At 70.9% G+C, this 23599-nt stretch carries 24 protein-coding genes; 18 read left to right on the top strand and 6 right to left on the bottom strand.

The genetic code is table 11. The features are described from left to right. Positions 1-220: 220 nt before the first annotated feature. Positions 221-424 (bottom strand): cold-shock protein, encoded by a 204-nt coding sequence (locus ACZ4UB_RS18675; protein ID WP_250977180.1) that lies wholly within the window; start codon positions 422-424, stop codon positions 221-223. A gap of 237 nt (positions 425-661) precedes the next feature. Here ACZ4UB_RS18675 and ACZ4UB_RS18670 point away from each other — a divergent pair, with 237 nt between their 5' ends. Beyond that, the gene (locus ACZ4UB_RS18670) at positions 662-1510 is read left to right on the top strand and encodes a menaquinone biosynthetic enzyme MqnA/MqnD family protein (RefSeq protein ID WP_468071392.1); all 849 of its coding nucleotides are present in this window, start codon (positions 662-664) and stop codon (positions 1508-1510) included. 33 nt (positions 1511-1543) lie between these two features. Here ACZ4UB_RS18670 and ACZ4UB_RS18665 read toward each other — a convergent pair whose 3' ends face one another. Next, entirely contained in the window at positions 1544-2599 is a 1056-nt protein-coding gene (locus ACZ4UB_RS18665; protein ID WP_468071390.1) for an alpha/beta hydrolase, read from the bottom strand. Between the two features lie 100 nt (positions 2600-2699). Here ACZ4UB_RS18665 and ACZ4UB_RS18660 point away from each other — a divergent pair, with 100 nt between their 5' ends. From ACZ4UB_RS18660 to ACZ4UB_RS18640, 5 genes are all read left to right on the top strand, one after another. Then, on the top strand, positions 2700-4445 hold the full coding sequence (locus ACZ4UB_RS18660) for a serine/threonine-protein kinase (protein WP_468071388.1): 1746 nt from the start codon (positions 2700-2702) through the stop codon (positions 4443-4445). 110 nt (positions 4446-4555) lie between these two features. Then, positions 4556-5755, top strand: a complete 1200-nt coding sequence (gene mqnC, locus ACZ4UB_RS18655; RefSeq protein ID WP_404017030.1) for a cyclic dehypoxanthinyl futalosine synthase — start codon at positions 4556-4558, stop codon at positions 5753-5755. A 13-nt stretch (positions 5756-5768) separates the two neighbouring features. Next, positions 5769-6416 carry an imidazolonepropionase-like domain-containing protein gene (locus tag ACZ4UB_RS18650; RefSeq protein WP_468071386.1) on the top strand — a complete coding sequence of 216 codons (648 nt, stop codon included), beginning with the start codon at positions 5769-5771 and terminating at the stop codon, positions 6414-6416. A gap of 149 nt (positions 6417-6565) precedes the next feature. Then, positions 6566-7258: a demethylmenaquinone methyltransferase gene (locus ACZ4UB_RS18645; protein WP_468071384.1), complete on the top strand. Its 693-nt coding sequence runs from the start codon at positions 6566-6568 to the stop codon at positions 7256-7258. A 10-nt stretch (positions 7259-7268) separates the two neighbouring features. After that, a complete protein-coding gene (locus ACZ4UB_RS18640) occupies positions 7269-8180 on the top strand; it encodes a glutaminase (protein WP_468071382.1) in 912 nt (303 codons plus the stop codon). A gap of 10 nt (positions 8181-8190) precedes the next feature. Here ACZ4UB_RS18640 and ACZ4UB_RS18635 read toward each other — a convergent pair whose 3' ends face one another. Next, positions 8191-8718 carry a GNAT family N-acetyltransferase gene (locus tag ACZ4UB_RS18635; RefSeq protein ID WP_354382682.1) on the bottom strand — a complete coding sequence of 176 codons (528 nt, stop codon included), beginning with the start codon at positions 8716-8718 and terminating at the stop codon, positions 8191-8193. Between the two features lie 98 nt (positions 8719-8816). On the opposite strand from ACZ4UB_RS18635, the gene ACZ4UB_RS18630 reads away from it, so the two are divergent. Continuing rightward, on the top strand, positions 8817-10100 hold the full coding sequence (locus ACZ4UB_RS18630) for a geranylgeranyl reductase family protein (protein ID WP_354382683.1): 1284 nt from the start codon (positions 8817-8819) through the stop codon (positions 10098-10100). Positions 10101-10165: 65 nt separating this feature from the next. Here the strand turns inward: ACZ4UB_RS18630 and ACZ4UB_RS18625 are convergent, their stop codons facing one another. From ACZ4UB_RS18625 to ACZ4UB_RS18615, 3 genes are all read right to left on the bottom strand, one after another. Further along, positions 10166-10630 carry a hypothetical protein gene (locus ACZ4UB_RS18625; RefSeq protein ID WP_468071380.1) on the bottom strand — a complete coding sequence of 155 codons (465 nt, stop codon included), beginning with the start codon at positions 10628-10630 and terminating at the stop codon, positions 10166-10168. A 12-nt stretch (positions 10631-10642) separates the two neighbouring features. After that, a complete protein-coding gene (locus ACZ4UB_RS18620; protein ID WP_468071378.1) occupies positions 10643-11014 on the bottom strand; it encodes a hypothetical protein in 372 nt (123 codons plus the stop codon). Between the two features lie 283 nt (positions 11015-11297). Next, positions 11298-12155: a C40 family peptidase gene (locus ACZ4UB_RS18615; protein WP_468071376.1), complete on the bottom strand. Its 858-nt coding sequence runs from the start codon at positions 12153-12155 to the stop codon at positions 11298-11300. Positions 12156-12891: 736 nt separating this feature from the next. Here ACZ4UB_RS18615 and ACZ4UB_RS18610 point away from each other — a divergent pair. From ACZ4UB_RS18610 to nuoK, 11 genes are read left to right on the top strand one after another with little or no spacing between them, the layout of a single operon-like run. Next, entirely contained in the window at positions 12892-13251 is a 360-nt protein-coding gene (locus tag ACZ4UB_RS18610) for an NADH-quinone oxidoreductase subunit A (protein ID WP_283452259.1), read from the top strand. A gap of 15 nt (positions 13252-13266) precedes the next feature. Then, positions 13267-13821, top strand: a complete 555-nt coding sequence (locus ACZ4UB_RS18605) for a NuoB/complex I 20 kDa subunit family protein (protein WP_283452260.1) — start codon at positions 13267-13269, stop codon at positions 13819-13821. Then, entirely contained in the window at positions 13818-14567 is a 750-nt protein-coding gene (locus ACZ4UB_RS18600) for an NADH-quinone oxidoreductase subunit C (RefSeq protein ID WP_354382688.1), read from the top strand. Before ACZ4UB_RS18605 ends, ACZ4UB_RS18600 begins: the two co-directional genes overlap by 4 nt. Beyond that, a complete protein-coding gene (locus ACZ4UB_RS18595; protein WP_468071373.1) occupies positions 14567-15901 on the top strand; it encodes an NADH-quinone oxidoreductase subunit D in 1335 nt (444 codons plus the stop codon). The genes ACZ4UB_RS18600 and ACZ4UB_RS18595 overlap by 1 nt, the downstream gene beginning before the upstream one ends. A gap of 50 nt (positions 15902-15951) precedes the next feature. Next, positions 15952-16674, top strand: a complete 723-nt coding sequence (gene nuoE / locus ACZ4UB_RS18590; RefSeq protein ID WP_468071419.1) for an NADH-quinone oxidoreductase subunit NuoE — start codon at positions 15952-15954, stop codon at positions 16672-16674. Next, complete coding sequence (nuoF, locus tag ACZ4UB_RS18585) at positions 16674-18023, top strand: NADH-quinone oxidoreductase subunit NuoF (RefSeq protein ID WP_354382690.1); 1350 nt, start codon at positions 16674-16676, stop codon at positions 18021-18023. Before nuoE ends, nuoF begins: the two co-directional genes overlap by 1 nt. Beyond that, a complete protein-coding gene (locus ACZ4UB_RS18580; RefSeq protein WP_468071371.1) occupies positions 18020-20530 on the top strand; it encodes an NADH-quinone oxidoreductase subunit G in 2511 nt (836 codons plus the stop codon). The genes nuoF and ACZ4UB_RS18580 overlap by 4 nt, the downstream gene beginning before the upstream one ends. A gap of 20 nt (positions 20531-20550) precedes the next feature. Then, the gene (nuoH, locus tag ACZ4UB_RS18575) at positions 20551-21900 is read left to right on the top strand and encodes an NADH-quinone oxidoreductase subunit NuoH (protein WP_468071416.1); all 1350 of its coding nucleotides are present in this window, start codon (positions 20551-20553) and stop codon (positions 21898-21900) included. Then, a complete protein-coding gene (nuoI, locus tag ACZ4UB_RS18570) occupies positions 21893-22492 on the top strand; it encodes an NADH-quinone oxidoreductase subunit NuoI (protein WP_468071369.1) in 600 nt (199 codons plus the stop codon). The genes nuoH and nuoI overlap by 8 nt, the downstream gene beginning before the upstream one ends. After that, positions 22489-23298, top strand: coding sequence for an NADH-quinone oxidoreductase subunit J (locus tag ACZ4UB_RS18565; protein ID WP_385774756.1), 810 nt, complete (start codon positions 22489-22491; stop codon positions 23296-23298). The genes nuoI and ACZ4UB_RS18565 overlap by 4 nt, the downstream gene beginning before the upstream one ends. Next, positions 23295-23594: an NADH-quinone oxidoreductase subunit NuoK gene (gene nuoK / locus ACZ4UB_RS18560; protein ID WP_007265827.1), complete on the top strand. Its 300-nt coding sequence runs from the start codon at positions 23295-23297 to the stop codon at positions 23592-23594. The genes ACZ4UB_RS18565 and nuoK overlap by 4 nt, the downstream gene beginning before the upstream one ends. The last annotated feature ends 5 nt before the right edge of the window (positions 23595-23599 follow it).

Below are 23599 nucleotides of genomic sequence, written 5' to 3'. Positions count from 1 at the left end.
AGCCTACCCCGGCCCCTTCTCCCCTGCCCCCGAGGGGGGGGGGGGGGGGGGGGGGGGGGGGGGGGGGGCCCCCCCCCCCCCCCCCCCCCCCCCCCCCCCCATGCCCCGTGGCCGGGACCGGCCGGACAAAGGCAGGAGCCCCGGTCCCTCCGCTCGCGCGGAGGAGCCAGGGCTCCTTGGGTACTGCATCTCCAACCCGCGATCGGGCTGGCCCAGGCGACTAGGCCGGGGTGACGTTCTCCGCCTGCGGGCCCTTCGGACCCTGCGTGACGTCGAAGTTCACCTGCTGGTTCTCCTCAAGGGAGCGGAAACCAGCCGCGTTGATCGCGGAGTAGTGGACGAAGACATCCGGGCCCCCGCCGTCCTGGGCGATGAAGCCGAAGCCCTTTTCAGCGTTGAACCACTTCACGGTTCCGGTAGCCATGAGCCCTCCTATGGGCCAAAGGGTCGCCCTGCTCCAGAACCTGCTAAGAAGTCTGAAAACTACAAAAGCCTGCGGGTCACATGCTCCGCAGGCCTCGTACTGCAAGGGAAACCAAACTGCAACTTGCGTCGAGCCTAGCATGCAGACTGCGGGCTGGACCAGAGGGAAAGATCACGTCACTCGGACGTTTGAGGCCCGTCCGAAGGCTGACGGGAGGACGGGGGCTAGTCTCGCGATGTGGACGTCTATCGCAGCCGGCCCAGGGTCGGCCACATCCAGTTCCTGAACTGCCTGCCGCTGTACTGGGGCCTCGCAAGAACCGGCACCCTGCTCGACCTGGAGCTGACCAAGGACACCCCCGAGAAGCTGAGCGAGCGGCTGGTCCGGGGCGAGCTCGACATCGCTCCGATCACCCTCGTGGAGTTCCTCCGCAACGCCGACCAGCTCGTCGCCTTCCCCGACCTCGCGGTCGGCTGCGACGGCCCCGTGATGTCCTGCGTGATCGTCTCGCAGGTGCCGCTGGAGCAGCTCGACGGGGCCCGGGTCGCGCTCGGGTCCACCTCGCGCACATCCGTACGACTGGCCCAGCTGCTGCTCACCGAGCAGTACGGCGTGCGGCCCGACTACTACACCTGCCCGCCCGACCTCGGGGTGATGATGCAGGAGGCGGACGCGGCCGTACTGATCGGTGACGCGGCCCTGCGGGCCTCCCTGCACGACGCGCCCAGGCTCGGTCTCACCGTGCATGACCTGGGGCTCATGTGGAAGCAGTGGACCGGACTGCCGTTCGTCTTCGCCGTCTGGGCCGCCCGCAAGGACTACCTGGAGCGCGAGCCGGCCATGGTGAAGGAGGTCCACGAGGCCTTCCTCGCCTCCCGGGACGTGTCCCTGGAGGAGGTCACCAAGGTGGCCGAGCAGGCGGCCCGCTGGGAGGCCTTCGACGCGGAGCTGCTGGAGCGGTACTTCACCACGCTCGACTTCCGCTTCGGCCCGGACCAGCTGGCGGGCGTGCGCGAGTTCGCGCGCCGGACCGCGGCGGACACCGGCTTCGCCGAGGACGTGGTGGTGGAACTGCTGGCCCCGTAGCGGTCCGGACCACGGCGGGGCCCCGGCGCCGCCTCAGGCGGTGGGGACCGGAGCCTGGAGGTGGGCGCTGATCCACTTCATGCTGCCCTCGCCCATGCCCCGGATGTAGGTCTTCGCGTTGTGCTCGCCGCCGACGATGACCTGCAAATGGGTCTTTACGGGACCCTTTCCGTAATTCCTGATGAATTTCTCCACGTTCGGCTTTCCGCTTTCCTTGCTGCCGACCTGGAAGGCGAGATAGACATCCGGCCCGTCCTTCGTCGCGAGTTCCGCGGCGAGGCGCTCCGGATTGTTCGCCTGCCGCTCCTCCTCGTATCCCTTCCACAAGGGGGAGTCGGGCACGGTGTCCGGGCCCGAGGCGATCACCGCCTTGAATTGCTCCGGCTTCTGGAGAACCGCCTTGAGCGCGGCGAAGCCGCCGGAGGAGGAGCCCATGAAGGCCCAGCCGTCCCGGGAGCGGAAGGTGCGGAAGTTCGCGCGGACCAGGTCCGGCACGTCCTCGGTGAGCCAGGTCCCCATCTTGGGCTGTCCGGGGATGTCGCTGCCGTCATAGAAGTGCGATTTGTCGGGATTGAGCACCGGCATCACCACGATGAAGGGCAGGCTCCGGCCGTCCTTCGACCAGGCGGCGATGCTGCTCTGCAGCCGGAGGCCGGCGGCCATCCAGTAGTTCTTCGGGAATCCCCGACCCCCGGGCAGGGCGATCAGCACCGGGAAGCCGCTGTGCGCGTACTGGGATTCGAAGTACTGCTTCGGGGCCCACACCCAGACTTTCCCGGTGAAGCCCGATTTCTGACCCTCCAGGGTGGTCACGCCGATCGTCGTCCCGTCGGCGAGGGTGCTCTCCTCGTGGAACTCCGCCTCCGGGCCGGTCGGCAGCTGGGTCAGCCGCTCCGCCTCGGCCACCGGGCGCGGGGTGACGCTGCTGGTGGGGGTGCTCGTCGGCGCCGAGCTCGGGGCGTCGAAGCGGACCCGGCCGCCCTGGCCGGAGCAGCCCCCGAGGGTGAGGGCGAGGCAGGCGGTGAGGCAGGCGGTGAGCAGGGCGGATGCCCTGAACACCGGTTCCGCCGTGGTCGTGCGCGGTCTCATGCCGATCACCGTGCCACGGATTCGGTGCCTCCGTGGGCCGACAGGGCCTAGTGTGCTGAGCCGTCAGTCATGCACGGGGAGCAGAGGACGGGGGGACGCGATGCAGCCGCTCGAAGCCGGCGAACCGCGCACGATCGGGTCGTACCGGCTGCTGGGACGGCTCGGCGCGGGCGGCATGGGCCGGGTCTACCTGGGGCGCAGCGTCGGTGGCCGGACGGTCGCGGTCAAGATCGTGCACCCGCACTTCGCCTCGGACGACGAGTTCCGGGCCCGCTTCCGGCGCGAGGTCGCGGCCGCCCGTCGGGTGGGCGGCGAGTGGACCGCGCAGGTGCTGGACGCCGACCCGGAGGCCGCCGTTCCGTGGGTGGCCACCGCGTACGTCGCCGGGCCCTCCCTGGACGGGGCGCTCGCCGCGCACGGGCCGCTGCCGGAGCACTCGGTGCGGGCGGTGGGCGCGGGGCTGGCCCGCGCCCTGGTGGCGGTGCACGCGCTGGGCCTCGTACACCGCGACGTGAAGCCGTCGAACGTGATGCTGACCCTCGACGGGCCGCGGCTGATCGACTTCGGGATCGCCCGGGCGACCGACGGCACGGCCTCGCTGACCTCCACCGGGGTGTCGGTGGGGTCGCCGGGCTACATGGCGCCCGAGCAGATCCTCGGCAAGGGGGTCACCGGGGCCAGCGACGTCTTCTCGCTCGGCGCGGTCCTGGCCTTCGCCGCGACCCGCCAGCCCCCCTTCAGCGGGGACAACGCCGCCACCCTCCTCTACAAGGTGGTCCACGAGGACCCCGACCTCGACGGGATCCCGGCCGGGGAGCTGCGCGACCTGATCGGTGCCTGCCTGGCCAAGGCGCCGGGCGAGCGGCCCGCTCCGGAGGCGATCGCGGTGGCGCTGGGCGGGGCGCTGGGGGCGCCCGGCTGGCTGCCGGGGCCGCTGGTGGAGGACGTGAGCCGGGCCGCGGCGCGGTTGCTGGACCTGGACGCGGACGCGGACCCGGGGCCCTACGCCTCCGGGCCGGTGCCCTTCGGGGCGTCGCCCTACAGCTCGGACGCGCTGGGCGGCTTCGGGCCCGCGGACTCCTCCTACCAGGCCGAGCGGGCCCCGGTCGGTCCGGTGGGCCCGTACGGTCCGGCCGGGCCCGCGCTCCCTGCGGGACCGCCGACCGAGACGGGCACCGGGGGCGCGGCCGGGGACGCGGCCACGGCCCGCGGACGCGGGGACGGGGACCGGCGCGGGGTCCGCTTCACGGCGGCCGGGCGCCGGATGAGCTGCACGCTGGTACTGGCCGTGAGCGCGGTGCTGGCGTTGGGCCTGGGCGGCGGGCTGTACGGGCTGGGCCTGCTGCCCGGGAGCGGCGACGTGCGCGACGCGGCGTCGGGCAAGCCGAACCCGCCGGCCTCGACCCCGGGCGCCAGCCGCTCGCCCTCCGCGTCCGGTTCCGGCACCACCGGCGGGCCGTCCGCGCCGCCGACGCGGAGCACGCGGGACGACGTGCCGGGGGAGTTCATCGGCACCTGGACGGGGTCGGTCACGACGAACCTCGGGGTGCCCACCCGGTTCGAGATCACGATCCGGGCCGGGAAGAAGGGAGCGGTGGTCGCCCGCGACACATCGGTCCTCGACCTCCTCGGCACGAAGTACGACTGCAGCGGCGACTGGAAGCTCTCCGTCGCCACCGACCGCGCGCTCGTCCTGGACACCTCGGGCAACCCCAACGCGCATCCCGGCATCTGCGCCCCCGGCTCCGCCGACGAGCGCCTCACCCTCAATGAGGGCGGCACCCTCCACTACCGCTCGGGCGACCGGGCCGCCGGAAACCCGGAGGGCGACCTGACGAAGAGCTGACGGGCAGCGGGGGCGTGTTCGAGACGGCCCCCCGCAACCGCAGCGCGGCGCTGGCGTAGGCTGGCTCGGTCCGGACAACCCTTGACACACCGCCGAAAGGTGACGCACCGGTGACCGACCAGGCCGCTCTCCAGTCTGTCCTCGACCGTGCCGCCGCAGGGGGCCGGATCACCCAGCAGGAGGCCCTCGACCTCTACCGCGACGCGCCGCTGCACGCGCTCGGCCAGGCCGCCGACGCGGTGCGCCGCCGCCGCTACGCGGGTACCGAGCACATCGCGACGTACATCATCGAGCGCAACATCAACTACACCAACGTGTGCGTCACGGCCTGCAAGTTCTGTGCCTTCTACGCGGCCCCGAAGGACACGAAGAAGGGCTGGTCCCGGGACCTCGACGACATCCTGCGCCGCTGCGCGGAGACCGTCGAGCTGGGCGGCACGCAGATCATGTTCCAGGGCGGGCACCACCCGGACTACGGCGTCGAGTACTACGAGCACCACTTCGCCGCGATCAAGAAGGCGTACCCGCAGCTGGTCATCCACTCCCTCGGCGCGTCCGAGGTCGAGCACATGGCCCGCATCTCGGGCGTCTCGGCGGAGGAGGCCATCAAGCGCATCCACGCCGCCGGCCTCGACTCCTTCGCGGGCGCGGGCGCCGAACTCCTGCCGGCGCGGCCGCGCAAGGCGATCGCTCCGCTCAAGGAGTCCGGCGAACGCTGGCTGGAGATCATGGAGATCGCCCACGGGCTGGGCGTGGAGTCCACCTCCACGATGCTGATGGGCACCGGCGAGACCAACGCCGAGCGCATCGAGCACATCGCGATGATCCGGGACACCCAGGACCGCACCGGCGGCTTCCGCGCCTTCATCCCCTACACCTACCAGCCCGAGAACAACCACCTCAAGGGCCGGACGCAGGCCACGGTGTTCGAGTACCTGCGCATGATCGCGATCGCGCGCCTCTACCTCGACAACATCGCGCACATCCAGGGCTCCTGGCTGACGGTCGGCAAGGAGGCGGGCCAGCTGGCGCTGCACTACGGCGCCGACGACCTCGGTTCGATCATGCTGGAGGAGAACGTCGTCTCCTCGGCCGGTGCCAAGCACCGCTCGAACCGCCAGGAGATCATCGACCTGATCCGCAAGGCGGGCCGGACCCCGGCGCAGCGCGCGACCACCTACGAGCACCTGCTGGTCCACGACGACCCGGCGAACGACCCGGTCGACGACCGCGTCGCCTCGCACATCTCCTCGACGGCCATCGAGGGCGGCACGGCGCACCCCGAGCTGAAGCTGATCCAGGCGAACTGAGCCCGGCGAACCGATGCTGACGCTGCACACCGCCGACCTGCTCGTCACCGGGCCGGGCGCGGTCCCGCTGCCGGGCGGGGCGGTCCTGGTCGAGGGCGACCGGATCGCCGCCGTGGGCGCGTACGAGGCCCTCGCCGAGCGGAACCCGCACGCCCGCACGCGGCGCTGGCCCGGGGTGCTGACCCCGGGGCTGGCCGTGCGCGGGGCGGACGTGCTGCTGGAGCGGACGTACTACCCGGACGATCCGTACGAGATCGCCGAGCTGGGCGCGGACCCGATCAGCGGGGCCGAGGCACTGGACGCCCTGGAGCTGAGCGAGGTCCGCTGGGGCAACAGCGCCCGGCGGGCCACCCAGAAGCTGCTGTCGCGCGGGGTGGTCGCGGTCAGCGGCCGGCTGCGCGTGCCGGCCGTCCGTACGGCGGTCACCCGCTCGGGGCTGGCGCTGCTGCCCGCGGGGTCCGCGGCTCCCGGGGCCCCTTCGCTGGATCCCTTCGCGGGGCGGGAGACGGCCGCCGCCGCCTTCCACGGGTCCTTGGAGCGCGGCGGCCCGGCCCGCTTCGCGGCCTTCGACGCGGCCGACCTGGACGCCCTGCTGGCGCGCGGCGCCACCACCTGCGTGGCCACGGTCATCGGTGGCCGCCTCCTGCACCGCCGGCGCTGACCTGCCGTGCTCCCGCCCCCGGACGGGTGCGGGCCCGGCGCTGCGGGGCGGGGCGGGCCTGCGAGAATGAGGGGGCACCCCCACCGCGTCGTGCCCGCCGCCCGCGCCCCGCGCAGCGGCACCGCACCCGAGCTCTGCGAGGCCAACCAGTGACCCGCGCATCCCTGGACAAGCAGCCGCACGAAGTCGCCTCCATGTTCGACGGAGTGGCGGCCAACTACGACCTCACGAACGACGTCCTCTCCCTCGGGCAGGCCCGGCTGTGGCGCAAGGAGGTCGCCAAGGCGGTCGACGCGCGTCCCGCCCAGAAGGTGCTCGACCTGGCCGCCGGCACCGCGACCTCCTCGCTGCCCTTCGCCGCGACCGGTGCGTACGTCGTCCCCTGCGACTTCTCCCTCGGCATGCTCCGCGAGGGCAAGAAGCGCAACCCCTGGCTGCCGCTGACGGCGGGCGACGCGACGAAGCTGCCGTTCAAGGACGACGTCTTCGACAGCGTGACGATCTCCTTCGGGCTGCGCAACGTGCAGGACACCGAGGGCGCCCTGCGCGAGATGTACCGGGTCACCAAGCCCGGCGGACAGGTCGTCATCTGCGAGTTCTCGCAGCCGACCTGGGCCCCCTTCCGGACCGTCTACACCGAGTACCTGATGCGCGCCCTGCCGCCGGTGGCCCGCGCGGTGTCCTCCAACCCCGACGCCTACGTCTACCTCGCCGAGTCCATCCGCGAGTGGCCGGACCAGCCCGCGCTGGCCCAGCTGCTGCAGAAGGCCGGCTGGGGCAAGGTCGCCTGGCGCGACCTCAGCGGTGGCATCGTGGCGCTGCACCGCGGCACCAAGGGCTAGGGAACGGGCCGTGGACTACCAGGAGCTGCTGGAGCAGATCGAGGCGGACATCGCCCCGCTCGTCGGCAGCGGGACGCCCGCCGAGTACATACCGGCGCTGGCGTCCGTGGAGCCGCGGCAGTTCGGCATGGCGATCGCCGACCTCGACGGGAAGGTCCACGGGGTCGGCGACTGGCGGACGGCGTTCTCGGCGCAGTCCATCACCAAGGTGTTCGCGCTCGCCCTCGCCCTCGCGGAGGGCGGCGACAGCCTCTGGGAGCGGGTCGGGCGCGAGCCCTCCGGCAATCCCTTCAACTCGCTGGTGCAGCTGGAGTACGAGAACGGCATTCCGCGCAATCCGTTCATCAACGCGGGCGCCCTCGTCGTCACCGACCGGCTCCAGACCCTCACCGGTGACGCGAGCAGCGAACTCCTGAAGTTCCTCCAGGAGGAGAGCGGCAACCCGGACGTCGCCTTCGACGCCGAGGTGGCCACCTCGGAGCAGGAGAACGGCGACCGCAACGCGGCGCTGGCCCACTTCATGGCCTCGTACGGGAACCTCGACAATCCGGTCCCCGCCCTCCTCGACCACTACTTCTGGCAGTGCTCGATCGAGCTGACCTGCGCCGACCTGGCGCTCGCCGCCCGCTTCCTGGCCCGGCACGGGCTGCGCGCCGACGGCTCGCGACTGTTGACCCGCAGCGAGGCCAAGCAGGTCAACGCGGTGATGCTGACGTGCGGAACGTACGACGCGGCGGGAGAGTTCGCCTACCGCGTCGGCCTGCCCGGCAAGAGCGGGGTCGGCGGCGGCATCGTCGCGGTCGTCCCGGGCCTGTGCACGCTCGCCGTGTGGAGCCCCGGGCTGGACGCCCAGGGCAACTCGGTGGCGGGCGTGGCGGCCCTGGACCGGTTCACGACGTTGACCGGCCTTTCGGTCTTCTGAGGCGGCCCGACTACGCCGTCCCGCGGAAGTCGAGGGTGTACTTGCGGCCCGGGTTGCCACTCGGAGAGGTGAACTCCTCGGCCAGGTCCATCCCGATCCGTTCCGCGACCGCGATCGACCGCGTGTTGCGGGAGTCGATCATCGCCATGACGTGCGGGACGCCCGCGGCCCGGACCCGTTCGACGGTGGCGAGCGCGGCGGCGTAGGCGTACCCCTTGCCCCAGAACTCGCGGCCGAGCCGCCAGCCGATCTCGATCTCCCCCAGGGGCGGCCCCCAGGGCTTGGGCCACGGCTGGGCGCCGGTGAAGCCCATGACGGCGCCGTCCGGGTCCACGAGGGTCCACAGGCAGAAGCCGTGCCGGGCGTCGTGCATCCGCTGGCGGGCGGTGAACTCCTCGTACACGGAGAGCTCGGCGGGACCGCCCAGGAACTCCATGACATCGGGATGGCCGAACACCCGGTGCCAGGCGTGCGCGTCCTCATCGGTGGGCACGCGCAGCTGTACATCGGGCAGTGGCCGGGTCGGCGAGACGGTCATCGTGGGCAGCCCTTCGGATCGTGATCTCTCTCGCTGCTTAGACTGCACATGTCTCGTGCCGTTCGGCACCCCTTATCGAGCCTTCGGGAGATCCCGCAGTGACCGAGCCCCTCTCCGAACACTCCGCGGATGTGATCGTCGTCGGGGCCGGGCCCGCCGGCTCCACCACCGCCTACTACCTCGCCAAGGCCGGACTCGACGTCCTGCTCCTGGAGAAGACGGCGTTCCCGCGCGAGAAGGTGTGCGGCGACGGCCTGACCCCGCGCGCGACCAAGCAGCTCGTGGCGATGGGCATCGACGTCTCCGAAGAGGCCGGCTGGCTGCGCAACAAGGGCCTGCGGATCATCGGCGGCGGGCAGCGGCTCCAGCTGGACTGGCCCGAGCTGGCCTCCTTCCCGGACTACGGACTCGTGCGCAAGCGCGACGACTTCGACGAGACCCTCGCCCGGCAGGCCCAGAAGGCCGGCGCCCGCCTGTACGAGCGCTGCAACGTCGGCGAGCCGATCCGCGACGCCCGTACCGGGCACATCACGGGCGTGCACGCGAAGCTCGGTGAGGAGAAGAACTCCGTCACCTTCCGCGCCCCGCTGGTGGTCGCGGCCGACGGAAACTCCTCCCGGCTGTCCCTGGCGATGGGCCTGCACCGGCGCGAGGACCGCCCGATGGGCGTCGCCGTCCGCACGTACTTCACCTCCCCGCGCCACGACGACGACTACCTGGAGTCGTGGTTGGAGCTGTGGGACCGGCGCGGCGCCCAGGACCGCCTCCTGCCCGGCTACGGCTGGATCTTCGGCATGGGCGACGGCACGTCCAACGTCGGCCTCGGCATCCTCAACTCCTCCTCCGCCTTCAAGGAGCTGGACTGGCGCGAGGTGCTGAAGGCGTGGTGCGCGTCGATGCCCGCCGACTGGGGCTACACCCCGGAGAACATGACGCAGCCGATCCGCGGCGCGGCCCTGCCGATGGCCTTCAACCGGCAGCCGCACTACACCAAGGGCCTGCTGCTGGTGGGCGACGCGGGCGGGCTGGTCAATCCGTTCAACGGCGAGGGCATCGCCTACGCGATGGAATCGGGCCAGATCGCGGCCGAGGTCATCGTCCAGGCCCACGCCCGCGCCACCCCGGCCCAGCGCGAACTGGCGCTGCACAGCTACCCGAAGGTCCTCAAGGAGACCTACGGCGGCTACTACACGCTGGGCCGCGCCTTCGTGAAGCTGATCGGCAACCCGAAGGTGATGAAGATCGCCGCCCAGCGCGGCCTCACCCACCCGGTGCTGATGCGCTTCACGCTCAAGATGCTGGCGAACCTGACCGACCCCCAGGGCGGCGACGCGATGGACCGCATCATCAACGGCCTGAGCAAGGTGGCCCCGAAGGCCTGAGCCCACGACCCGCCCGTAGCGCCCCCCGATCCGCCCGTCGCCGCGCCGCGACGGGCGGATCGGTGTCAGTACGTCGGGCAGAGGTGGGTGTGGACCGTGGCGCGGATGCGGGGGGCCGTGGTGGGGCCGAAGCCGTGTGGGTGGGCGGGGGAGGTGAAGCGCACGGCCGCGATGTCGTCCTGGCGTTTGAGGTCGCCGGGGGAGCGCGCGATCGTCTGGCACAGGCTGCGGCCGTGTTCGACGGCCTTGTCGGGTTTGTTGTGGACGATGTCCGCGTCGATGGCCGTCAGGGCCGCGAGGTACTTGGCCTCGGTCTCCGCGTCCGGCAACGGCGGGGGCGTCTTCGCCCTGGGATCGGCCGACTTGTCGCCCTTGTCTGGTTCCGGCGGGGGCGAGGGCGTGACCACGGGCGTCGCGGCGGGCCCCGTCCGGGCCGGGGGCAGTGCGCCGTCCTGATCGCTGCCGCACGCGGTGAGGCCCGCGGTGGCGATGACGGCGCAGAGTAAGACGCAGGACGCGCGACGGTTCACTGAACTCCTCGGTTACGCCGGCGGGTCCGGCGGGGCGAGCTGCGGGAAGGACGCGACGGCGCCGTTCCCGGTGGGTACGTCGTCCAGCGCCGCGGCGTCGGATCCGTGAACGGCGTGGACGCCGCGGCGGATCAGCACCAGCCCGCACAGCAGGACGGCCAGTGAGGAACCCCAGTACAGGGCCAGGACGGCGGGGCCGTCGGGGCGGGTCCAGGGGCGCGTGGTGGTCAGCAGCCAGCCGCCGAGGGCGAGGAGGCCGAGGCCGGCGGCGGCCGCGAGCGCCGTCGCGTCGGGGACGGACGCGCGGTCGTACTGCCCGCCGCGCCCGTGCCGCTCGCGCGGTCCGTCGGGCTCGCTGTGGTGCGCGTCGTGGTGCGTGTTCAATCCGGCCACCTCCTGCCCACGATGGTAGGGCTCGGGGGCGTGCATCGGAGCCGCCGGTTCCGGGGCGGTTCGCCGCGCGGGGTCGCCGAAGCGGCCCTGGGGCCTGTGGGGCCGTCAGGGCGCGTGCGTGGGGTGGGAAGTCCCCCGGGGGTGCGGCGGTCGCGTACAGGGCCGTGGGCGGCCCTCGTGCGCGGCGGCGCGGTGGCAGGACGGTGCGCGAGGGCCGGTACTCGCCCCCCGAGCGGGGGAGTACCGGCCTCCGGCGGCCTCGATCCGGCTGGGATCAGAGGATGCGGACGGCGCCCGTGGGCGGGTCGTAGCTCAGCGAGCGCTCGACGATGCCGGTGCCGGAGTTCTGCGCACCGATGAACTTGCCGCCGCCGGAGTAGATGGCGACGTGGTAGGCGCTGCCGCGGCTGCCCCAGTACAGGACGTCGCCCGGCTGGAGGTTGCTCAGCGAGACGGACGTGCCCTCGGAGGACTGGTCCTGCGACATGCGCGGCAGGGAGATGTTCGCCTGGCGGTACGCGGCCTGCACGAGACCGGAGCAGTCGAAGGAGGACGGGCCGGTGCCGCCCAGGACGTACGCCTTGCCGACCTGGTTGCGGGCGAAGTTGATGATGGCCGCGGCGGAGCCGGTGGCCGGGGCGCGGACGCCGGAGTCGTCGTCGGAGGCCGAGGAGCCGGCGGACGAGCCGGAGGAGCCCTTGGCGCTCGCGAGCTGCGTGCGACCGTCGCCGCGGTTGGCGCGGTCGGCGTCGGCCTGGCGCTTGGCCTCGTCGGTGGCCTTCTTCTCCGCGTCGGCCTTGGCCTGGGCGTCGGCCTTGGCGAGCTTGGCCTCGGCGGCGGCGCCCGTACGGGCGGTCTCCTCCTGGGCGTTCAGCTCGCCCACGAGGGCCTGCGCCCGGGTGTTGTCCGCGGCCTTGATGACGGCGGAGGACACCTGGGAGCCGAGGTCCATGTTGAGGACCGGCATCTCGAGGGTGGTCTCGGTGGCGGGTTCGGCGGCGGGGGACGCGCTCGCCGTGCCGGCCATCGCCAGCGTGCTGAGAACGCCACCGGCAACTCCGGCGCGGACCGCGAGCTTCGAGGCGCTACGGCGCGGCTTCCGGTGGCTGGGTATGTGAGCGGTGTGGGACATAGGGACAACCGGTATCAGGGGGTTGTGGGTCGCTTCAAGAAACGTGGTCTGCGCCACAGTTGCTTCGGATGAGGTTTAACCGGGCGCGTCGCGGGCCTTATTGACGCCGTAACGGGCGAACCGGACATGCGGCCGCAAGCCTGTGATCATGGGGTTTCTGTAAAAAGTCCGAATTGGCCAGGTGGCTACCATCCACTGGACCAGATGGCCAAGCCCCCTTTCCGGCGGGGGAATTCCAGTGTGGCGCAGGTCACAGAACCGTCACGCGATGCGGGCGTTGTGACCCACCTGTGATGCGTCCGTGAAGTTCGTGAACGAAAGCACGCGTCCACCCCCGTCCTCGGGGGGTCCCCCGGGCGGGCTACACGGCTTCCCTTTATCACCCACGCCGACGCTCCGCCAATTTGCGTGCAGTGCGCAGCATTTGATAGGGCGACACCCCTTCCACCTGCGGCGACGGGCCCGGATGTCACCTTTGGTGATCATGTGGATGCTTCGCGTACGAAGATCACCACTCATCGGACTTCATGATCGTTCGTCAGGTGGTGGAGATCACAAACTCGTTGTTGTTACCCGTGTCGCAGATCACAGACCGCCGGGCATAAGATGCGCACCAGTCCGGCTTGTGAACTGCCTCACATGCGAGCGTTCGATTGAGTGCGTGATCTTCGCGAGGCGGTACAGCGCGCCGGTGCAGCGGTCCAACGGTCAAGGACGACTGGAAGGAGCGAGGAGCGTGAATGCGTACGCGCCCATCCTCGTGCTCGGCGCCCTCGGCGCAGGGTTTGCGATCTTCTCCGTGGTCATGGCCACGCTGATCGGCCCAAAGCGGTACAACCGGGCAAAGCTTGACGCCTATGAATGCGGGATCGAACCGACCCCGGTTCCGGCCGGCGGTGGTCGCTTCCCGATCAAGTACTACCTGACGGCGATGCTCTTCATCGTCTTCGACATCGAGGTTGTCTTCCTCTACCCCTGGGCCGTCACCTTCGACTCCCTGGGGATCTTCGGGCTCGTCGAGATGCTGCTCTTCGTGCTCACCGTCTTCGTCGCCTACGCGTACGTATGGCGGCGGGGCGGCCTGGAATGGGACTGAGGGGCTGAATTCTCCATGGGACTGGAAGAGAAGCTGCCGAGCGGCTTCCTGCTGACCACCGTCGAACAGGCCGCGGGCTGGGTGCGCAAGTCATCCGTCTTCCCGGCCACGTTCGGCCTCGCCTGCTGCGCCATCGAGATGATGACCACCGGAGCGGGCCGGTACGACCTGGCCCGCTTCGGCATGGAGGTCTTCCGTGGTTCGCCGCGCCAGGCCGACCTGATGATCGTGGCCGGCCGGGTGAGCCAGAAGATGGCGCCCGTACTGCGGCAGGTGTACGACCAGATGCCTTCTCCCAAATGGGTCATCTCCATGGGGGTTTGCGCATCATCGGGTGGAATGTTCAATAACTATGCAATTGTCCAGGGCGTCGACCACATCGTCCCCGTGGACATCTATCTGCCCGGTTGCCCGCCCCGCCCCGAGATGCTGATGGACGCGATCCTCAAGCTCCACCAGAAGATCCAGGGTTCCAAGCTCGGTGTGAACCAGCGGGAGGCGGCCCGCGAGGCGGAGGAGGCGGCCCTCAAGGCGCTCCCCACCATTGAGATGAAGGGTCTGCTCCGGTGAGCGCGACGAACGACGCGACCAAGGGCCGCGCGCACGAAGGGCCGGAGGGGAACGGGAACGTTCCCGCGCCCCGCGGCGACGCCGCGGGCGAGGTCATCGGCGTCCGCAAGGGCATGTTCGGGGCCACCAAGGGCGCCGACACCAGTGGCTACGGCGGCCTCGTGCGCACCGTGGCCTTCCCGGGCGCCACCGGCCGACCGTACGGCTCGTACTTCGACGAGGTCGCGGACGAGCTCGAAGGCGCCCTGGAGGAGCAGGACCTGGTGCCGGAGAACGCCATCGAGAAGACGGTCGTGGACCGCGGCGAACTCACCTTCCACATCGCGCGCGAGCACCTCGTCACGGTGGCCTCCACCCTGCGCGACGACCCGGCCCTGCGCTTCGAGCTGTGCACCGGGGTCTCCGGCGTCCACTTCCCGGAGGACAAGGGCCGCGAGCTGCACGCCGTCTACCACCTGCGCTCGCTCACCCACGGTCGGGTGCTGCGGCTGGAGGTGTCGGTCCCGGACCGCGATCCGCACCTCCCGTCGCTGGTGTCGGTCTATCCGACCAACGACTGGCACGAGCGCGAGACGTACGACTTCTTCGGCCTGGTCTTCGACGGGCACCCGGCCCTCACCCGGATCATGATGCCGGACGACTGGCAGGGCTTCCCGCAGCGCAAGGACTACCCGCTCGGCGGCATCGCCGTCGAGTACAAGGGCGCCCAGATCCCGGCTCCCGACCAGCGGAGGTCGTACAGCTGATGTCCACTTCACCCGAGACGTCCCACGCCTCCTCCCGCGAGACCACCGAGGGCACCGTCTACACCGTCACCGGCGGCGACTGGGACGAGGTCGTGCAGTCGGCCGCCCGCGCCGACGACGAGCGGATCATCGTCAACATGGGTCCCCAGCACCCGTCCACGCACGGCGTGCTGCGGCTGATCCTGGAGATCGACGGCGAGACGGTCACCGAGGCCCGCTGCGGAATCGGCTACCTGCACACCGGGATCGAGAAGAACCTCGAATTCCGCAACTGGACGCAGGGCACCACCTTCGTGACGCGGATGGACTACCTGACGCCGTTCTTCAACGAGACGGCGTACTGCCTGGGCGTCGAGAAGCTCCTCGGCATCACGGACCAGATCCCCGACCGCGCCACCACCCTCCGCGTCCTGCTGATGGAGCTGAACCGGCTCTCCTCGCACCTGGTGTGCATCGCCACCGGCGGCATGGAGCTGGGCGCGACCACGATCATGATCTACGGCTTCCGGGACCGCGAGCTGATCCTCGACCTCTTCGAGCTGATCACCGGTCTGCGCATGAACCACGCGTTCATCCGCCCCGGCGGCCTCGCCCAGGACCTGCCCCCGGGCGCGGTGGACCAGCTGCGCGACTTCGTGAAGACCATGAAGAAGAACCTGCCGGAGTACGACAAGCTCGCCACCGGCAACCCCATCTTCAAGGCGCGCATGCAGGACGTCGGCTACCTCGACCTCACCGGCTGCATGGCGCTCGGCGCCACCGGCCCCGTCCTGCGCTCGGCGGGTCTGCCGCACGACCTGCGCAAGACGGACCCCTACTGCGGGTACGAGGAGTACGAGTTCGACGTACCGACCACCGAGTCCTGCGACTCCTACGGCCGGTTCCTGATCCGCCTCGAAGAGATGCGGCAGTCGCTGCGGATCGTCGAGCAGTGCCTGGACCGGCTGGAGCCCGGGCCGGTCATGGTCGCCGACAAGAAGATCGCCTGGCCCGCGCAGCTCGCGATGGGACCGGACGGCCTCGGCAACTCCCTCGACCACATCAAGAACATCATGGGCACCTCCATGGAGGCCCTCATCCACCACTTCAAGCTGGTGACCGAGGGCTTCCGGGTACCGGCCGGCCAGGCGTACGCGGCCGTCGAGTCCCCCAAGGGCGAACTGGGCGTCCACCTCGTCTCCGACGGCGGCACCCGCCCCTACCGGGTCCACTTCCGCGACCCGTCCTTCACCAACCTGCAGGCCATGGCGGCGATGTGCGAGGGCGGCCAGGTCGCCGACGTCATCGTGGCCGTCGCCTCCATCGACCCCGTGATGGGAGGCGTCGACCGATGACCACCGCGCTTTCTGGAGGGGACACCCCCCAGTCCCCCCTCTCCCTGGGGATGCCCCAACTGCCGGCCCCCGACTACCCGGCCGAGGTGCACGCCCGGCTCGCGGCGGACGCGCAGGAGGTCATCGCCCGCTACCCCGACAGCCGCTCCGCGCTGCTGCCGCTGCTGCACCTCACGCAGTCCGAGGAGGGGTACGTCTCGCGCACCGCGATCCGGTTCTGCGCCGAGATGCTGGGCCTGACCACCGCCGAGGTCACCGCCGTCGCCACCTTCTACACGATGTACCGGCGCAAGCCCTCGGGCGACTACCAGGTGGGCGTCTGTACGAACACGCTGTGCGCGGTCATGGGCGGCGACGCCATCTTCGACGAGCTGAAGCAGCACCTGGGCGTCGGCAACAACGAGACCACCGATGACGGCAAGGTGACGCTGGAGCACATCGAGTGCAACGCGGCCTGCGACTTCGCCCCCGTGGTGATGGTCAATTGGGAGTTCTTCGACAACCAGACCCCCGAGTCCGCGAAGGCCCTGGTCGACGACCTGCTCGCGGGCCGCCCGGTGCGGCCGACCCGGGGCGCGCCGCTGTGCACGTACAAGGAGACGGCCCGGATCCTGGCCGGCTTCCCGGACGAGCGCCCCGGCGCCGTCGAGGCGAGCGGCGGCGCGGGTCCCGCCTCGCTGATCGGGCTGCGGATCGCGCGCGGCGAGGTCCCGCACCAGAGCGGCAAGGTCGTCGGCCCGCGCGCCGAGGCGAGCGCCGAGGAGGGGGAGTGATGACGGTGACCACCGAACTGAACGAGAACGGCACCAGCCCGGAGAAGCTGCTGGCGCCCGTGCTCTCCGCCTTCTGGGACGAGCCGAACTCGTGGACGCTGGAGACCTACCGGCGCCACGACGGCTACGAGGGCCTGCGCAAGGCGCTCGCGATGACCCCGGACGACCTGATCGCCTACGTGAAGGACTCGGGGCTGCGCGGTCGCGGCGGCGCCGGCTTCCCGACCGGGATGAAGTGGCAGTTCATTCCGCAGGGCGACGGCAAGCCGCACTACCTGGTCGTGAACGCGGACGAGTCGGAGCCGGGGACCTGCAAGGACATCCCGCTGCTCTTCGCCAATCCGCACTCCCTCATCGAGGGCATCGTGATCGCCTGTTACGCGATCCGCTCGCAGCACGCCTTCATCTACCTGCGCGGCGAGACCGTCCCCGTACTGCGCCGCCTGCACGAGGCCGTGCGGGAGGCGTACGCGGCGGGCTACCTCGGCAAGGACGTCCTCGGCAGCGGCCTGGACCTGGAACTGACGGTCCACGCGGGCGCGGGCGCGTACATCTGTGGTGAGGAGACCGCGCTCCTCGACTCGCTCGAAGGCCGGCGTGGTCAGCCCAGGCTGCGTCCCCCCTTCCCCGCGGTCGAGGGGCTCTACGCGTGCCCCACCGTGGTGAACAACGTCGAGTCCATCGCGTCCGTTCCCGCGATCCTGAACCGGGGCAAGGACTGGTTCAAGTCGATGGGGACCGAGAAGTCCCCCGGCTTCACGCTGTACTCGCTCAGCGGGCACGTCGTGGGACCCGGCCAGTACGAGGCCCCCCTCGGCATCACCCTGCGCCAGCTCCTCGACATGAGCGGCGGCATCCGCCCGGGGCACCGGTTGAAGTTCTGGACCCCCGGCGGCTCCTCGACCCCGATGTTCACCGAGGAGCACCTGGACGTGCCCCTGGACTACGAGGGCGTCGGCGCGGCCGGTTCCATGCTGGGCACCAAGGCCCTCCAGTGCTTCGACGAGACGACCTGCGTGGTCCGCGCGGTCACCCGCTGGACCGAGTTCTACGCGCACGAGTCCTGCGGCAAGTGCACCCCGTGCCGCGAGGGCACCTACTGGCTCGTCCAGTTGCTGCGCGACATCGAGGCGGGCAAGGGCGTCATGTCCGACCTCGACAAGCTGAACGACATCGCCGACAACATCAACGGCAAGTCGTTCTGCGCGCTCGGCGACGGCGCGGCCAGCCCCATCTTCTCCTCGCTGAAGTACTTCCGCGCGGAGTACGAGCAGCACATCACGGGCAAGGGCTGCCCCTTCGACCCCAAGAAGTCGACCCTCTGGGCTGACACGGAGGTGAACGCGTGACCGTCACCAGTAATGCTCCCGCCGGTGGCGGCGAGGCAGTGAAGCCGCCCGCGGACCTGGTGTCCCTGACCATCGACGGCGTCGAACTGTCGGTGCCCAAGGGGACCCTGGTCATCCGTGCCGCCGAGCAGATCGGCGTCGAGATCCCCCGGTTCTGCGACCACCCGCTGCTCGCCCCGGCCGGTGCCTGCCGCCAGTGCATCGTCGAGGTGGAGGGCCAGCGCAAGCCGATGGCCTCCTGCACCATCACCTGCACCGACGGCATGGTCGTCAAGACGCAGCAGACCTCGCCGGTCGCGGACAAGGCCCAGCGCGGGGTGATGGAGCTGCTGCTCATCAACCACCCGCTGGACTGCCCGGTCTGCGACAAGGGCGGCGAGTGCCCGCTGCAGAACCAGGCGATGTCGCACGGCAACGCCGAATCCCGCTTCGAGGGACAGAAGCGCACCTACGAGAAGCCGGTCCCGATCTCCACCCAGGTGCTGCTGGACCGTGAGCGCTGCGTGCTGTGCGCGCGCTGCACCCGCTTCTCGAACCAGATCGCCGGGGACCCGATGATCGAGCTGTTGGAGCGCGGCGCGCTCCAGCAGGTCGGCACCGGCGAGGGCGACCCCTTCGAGTCGTACTTCTCCGGCAACACCATCCAGATCTGCCCGGTCGGCGCGCTCACCTCCGCCGCCTACCGCTTCCGCTCGCGCCCCTTCGACCTGGTCTCCTCCCCGAGCGTGTGCGAGCACTGCGCGGGCGGTTGCGCGACCCGCACCGACCACCGCCGCGGCAAGGTGCTGCGCCGTCTGGCGGCCGAGGACCCCGAGGTCAACGAGGAGTGGGTGTGCGACAAGGGCCGCTTCGGCTTCCGCTACGCGCAGCGTCCCGACCGGCTGACCACCCCGCTGGTGCGCGGTAGCGACGGGGTGCTCGCCCCGGCGAGCTGGCCCGAGGCGCTGGCGGCCGCGGCCGCCGGGCTGGCCGCGGCGCGCGGCCGGGCGGGGGTGCTCACCGGCGGTCGGCTGACCGTCGAGGACGCCTACGCCTACGCCAAGTTCGCGCGGGTGGTGCTGGACACCAACGACATCGACTTCCGGGCCCGGGTGCACAGCGCGGAGGAGACCGACTTCCTGGCCTCCTCGGTCGCCGGCCGCGGCAAGGACCTCGACGGCGCCGGAGTCACCTATACCTCGCTGGAGGCGGCGCCCGCCGTCCTGCTCGTCGGCATCGAGGCCGAGGAGGAGGCTCCCGGCGTCTTCCTGCGGCTGCGCAAGGCCCACCTGGCGCGCAAGCAGCGCACCTTCGGCCTGGCGCCCTTCGCCACGCGCGGTCTGGAGAAGGCGGGCGGCACCCTGCTGGCCGCCGCCCCCGGCACCGAGCCCGAGTGGTTGGACGCCCTCGCCTCCGGCACCGGTCTGGAGGACGGCGGTCAGGCGGCCGCCGAGGCGCTGCGGCTGCCGGGCGCGGTCATCGTCGTCGGCGAGCGGCTCGCGTCCGTACCGGGCGCGCTGACCGCGGCCGTACGGGCGGCCACCGCGACCGGCGCCGCCCTGGTGTGGATCCCGCGCCGGGCCGGCGAGCGGGCCGCGATCGAGGCGGGGGCGCTGGCGTCCCTGCTGCCGGGGGCCCGGCCGGCCACCGACCCGCGGGCCCGCGAGGAGGTTGCCGCGGCCTGGGGGCTGGACGAACTCCCGCACCGCTACGGCCGCGACACGGGCCAGATCGTGGAGGCCGCGGCCAGCGGTGAACTGGGCGCGCTGCTCGTCGGCGGCGTCGAGGTCGCCGACCTGCCGGATCCGGTCCGGGCCCGCGAGGCCCTCAAGGAGGCCTTCGTGGTCTGCCTGGAGCTGCGGCCGAGCGAGGTCACCGATCTCGCGGACGTGGTGCTGCCGGTGGCGGCCGTCGCGGAGAAGGCCGGTGCCTTCATCAACTGGGAGGGCCGGGTGCGCCCGTTCGAGGCCGCCCTGAAGCCCGACCAGATGACCCGCCGGCTGGCCCCGGCCGACGCCCGCGTGCTGCACATGCTGGCCGACGCCGCCGACCGGCCGATCGCGCTGGCCGACGTACACGCCGTGCGGCGGGAGCTGGACCGGCTCGGGCCGTGGGCCGGCGCCCGCGCGGGCGCGCAGGGCGTGGACACCGCGCCGCTGCCCCGGCCGGGCGCGGGCGAGGCGGTCCTGGCGGGCCACCGGCTGCTCCTGGACCAGGGTCTGCTCCAGCAGGGCGACGAGGCCCTGGCCGGGACCCGGCACGAGGCCAGTGCCCGGCTGTCGGCGGCCACCGCCGCCGAGACCGGGGTCAAGAACGGCGACGTCCTCGCCGTCACCGGACCGGCCGGCTCGGTGGAACTGCCGCTGCGGATCACGCGGATGCCCGACCGGGTGGTGTGGCTCCCGCTGAACTCCACCGGATCCGGCGTCCTCGCGGACACCGGTGCCCGTCCGGGCGCCCTGGTCCGCATCGGCCCCGCGACCCGGCGGGCCGAGACCGGCGACGCCACTTCGGAGGTGGACGCGTGAACGGCGTACAAGGCGTACAGATGGCTGCCGAGGACCTGTCGCTGTTCGGCAAGGACGTCTGGTGGCTGGTGCTGATCAAGGCGGTGTTCTGCTTCGCCTTCCTGATGGTGACCGTGCTCTTCTCCATCGTGTGGGAGCGCAAGGTCGTCGCCTGGATGCAGCTGCGCATCGGCCCCAACCGGCACGGCCCCTGGGGCTTCCTCCAGTCGCTGGCCGACGGCGTCAAGCTGATGCTCAAGGAAGACATCGTCGTCAAGCGGGCCGACAAGGTGGTGTACATCCTGGCCCCGATCATCGCGGCGGTGCCGGCCTTCATGGCCATCGCGGTGATCCCCTTCGGGCCCTCCGACAACCAGGTCTCGATCTTCGGCCAGCGCACCACGATGCAGCTCACCGACCTGCCGATCGCGATGCTGTACGTGCTCGCGGTGGCCTCGGTCGGGATCTACGGCATCGTGCTCGCGGGCTGGTCGTCGGGCTCGACGTACCCGCTGCTCGGCGGCCTGCGCTCCTGCGCGCAGATGATCTCCTACGAGATCGCGATGGGCGCGGCCTTCGCCTCGGTCTTCCTCTACTCCGGGTCGATGTCGACCTCGAAGATCGTGGAGGCGCAGGGCGACCGCTGGTTCATCGTGCTGCTGCCGGTGTCCTTCATCATCTACGTCGTCACGATGGTGGGCGAGACCAACCGCGCCCCCTTCGACATGCCGGAGTCCGAGGGCGACCTGGTCGGCGGCTTCAACACCGAGTACTCGTCGATCAAGTTCGCGCTCTTCATGCTGGCCGAGTACGTCAACATGGTCACCGTTTCCTCGGTCGCGACCACCCTGTTCCTGGGCGGCTGGCGGGCCCCGGCGCCGATCTCGACGTACTGGGAGGGGGCGAACCACGGCTGGTGGCCGATGCTCTGGTTCGTCCTGAAGGTCCAGCTGTTGCTCTTCTTCTTCATCTGGCTGCGCGGCACGCTGCCGCGCGTGCGCTACGACCAGCTGATGAAGCTCGGTTGGAAGGTCCTCATCCCGGTCTCCGTCGTCTGGCTGATGCTGGTGGCGACCGTACGGGCGCTGCGCAACGAGCGGTACGACTTCTCGGAGATCGTGCTGTACGTCGGCGGGGGCGTCGTGGCGGTCCTGCTGTTGTCCCTGGTCGCGGACGTCTTCCGGGACCGCAAGGGGAAGGCGGCGGCCGCGGCCGAGGTGCGCGACGCCGAGCCCTTCGATCCGCTGGCGGGCGGTTTCCCCGTGCCGCCGAAGCCCGGCCAGCTCCTGGCACCCGTACCGCGCAGGCGTTCCCGCAGCGAGCGGGAGCTGATCGTCAGTGGCGGGCCGAACAACGACAGTGACCGAGAGGAGGGTGCTGAGGATGTCTGACACCGACGAGAACGAGAAGTGGCAGAACCCGGTCGCCGGCTTCGGCGTGACCTTCAAGGCCATGTTCAAGAAGCGGCTGACCGAGCAGTACCCGGAGCAGCACAAGACCACGGCCCCGCGCTTCCACGGACGGCACCAGCTCAACCGGCACCCGGACGGTCTGGAGAAGTGCATCGGGTGCGAGCTGTGCGCCTGGGCCTGTCCCGCCGACGCGATCTACGTGGAGGGCGCGGACAACACCGAGGAGGAGCGCTACTCCCCGGGCGAGCGCTACGGCCGCGTCTACCAGATCAACTACGCCCGCTGCATCCTGTGCGGGCTGTGCGTCGAGGCGTGCCCGACCCGGGCGCTGACCATGACGAACGAGTTCGAGCTGGCCGACTCCAGCCGCGAGGCGCTCATCTACACCAAGGAGCAGCTGCTCGCCGGGCTCACGGAGGGCATGGTCGAGGCCCCGCACTCGATCTTCCCGGGCACGGACGACCAGGACTACTACCGCGGGTTGGTGACGGAGGCCGCTCCGGGCACGGTCCGCCAGGTCGCCGTCTCCAAGGGCGAGGGCGCCGCCGAGTCCGAGGGGGTGGGCGCGTGAACGCCGTGGCCGCCGCCTCGCTCACCTCGACCGGTGAGGCCGTGCAGTTCTGGGTCCTGGGCACCGTCGCCGTGATCGGCGCGCTGTGCACGATCTTGATGAAGAAGGCCGTCCACAGCGCGTTGTGCCTGGCCGGGACGATGATCATCCTGGCGGTCTTCTACCTCGCCAACGGGGCGTACTTCCTGGGCGTCGTCCAGGTCATCGTCTACACCGGCGCGATCATGATGCTCTTCCTCTTCGTGGTCATGCTCGTCGGCGTCACCGCCGCGGACTCGCTCAAGGAGACCCTCAAGGGCCAGCGCTGGCTGGCGCTCCTGTGCGGGCTCGGCTTCGGCATCCTGCTGATCGCCGGGATCCGCAACGCCTCCCTGACCCACTTCAACGGGCTGGGGAAGGTCAACTCGGCGGGCCACGTCGAGGGCCTGGCCACGCTGATCTTCACCAAGTACGTGTTCGCCTTCGAGATCACCGGCGCGCTGCTCATCACGGCGGCCGTCGGCGCGATGGTGCTCACCCACCGCGAGCGCACCGAGCGCGCCGCGACCCAGCGCGAGCTGGCCGAGCGGCGCGTGCGCGAGGGCGTCCAGCTCCCGCCGCTGCCCGCCCCCGGCGTCTACGCCCGGCACAACGCGGTGGACGTCGCCGGTCTGCTGCCGGACGGCACCCCGTCCGAGCTGACCGTCAACCAGACCCTGCGCTCCCGGGGCCAGATCCGGGACGTGTCCGGCAAGGCGCTGGAGGACCTGAAGGCGCTGGAGCAGGCCTCGTCCGAGCGGCTCGGCCGTGAGGAGGCATCGAAGTGAATCCCGTCAACTACCTCTATCTCGCCGCCCTGTTGTTCACCATCGGCGCGGCGGGCGTGCTCATCCGCAAGAACGCGATCGTCCTGTTCATGTGCGTGGAGCTGATGCTCAACGCCTGCAACCTGGCCTTCGTGACCTTCTCCCGGATGCACGGCAACCTGGACGGTCAGATCATCGCCTTCTTCACGATGGTGGTCGCCGCCGCGGAGGTCGTGGTGGGCCTGGCGATCATCGTGTCGCTGTTCCGTACCCGCCACTCGGCCTCGGTCGACGACGCCAGCCTGATGAAGCTGTAAGGGGC

The sequence above is a fragment of the Streptomyces sp. NPDC028419 genome, assembly GCF_055565515.1.
The sequence above is the reverse complement of the archived record's forward strand: the minus strand, read 5'-3'. Positions and strand labels throughout refer to the sequence as shown.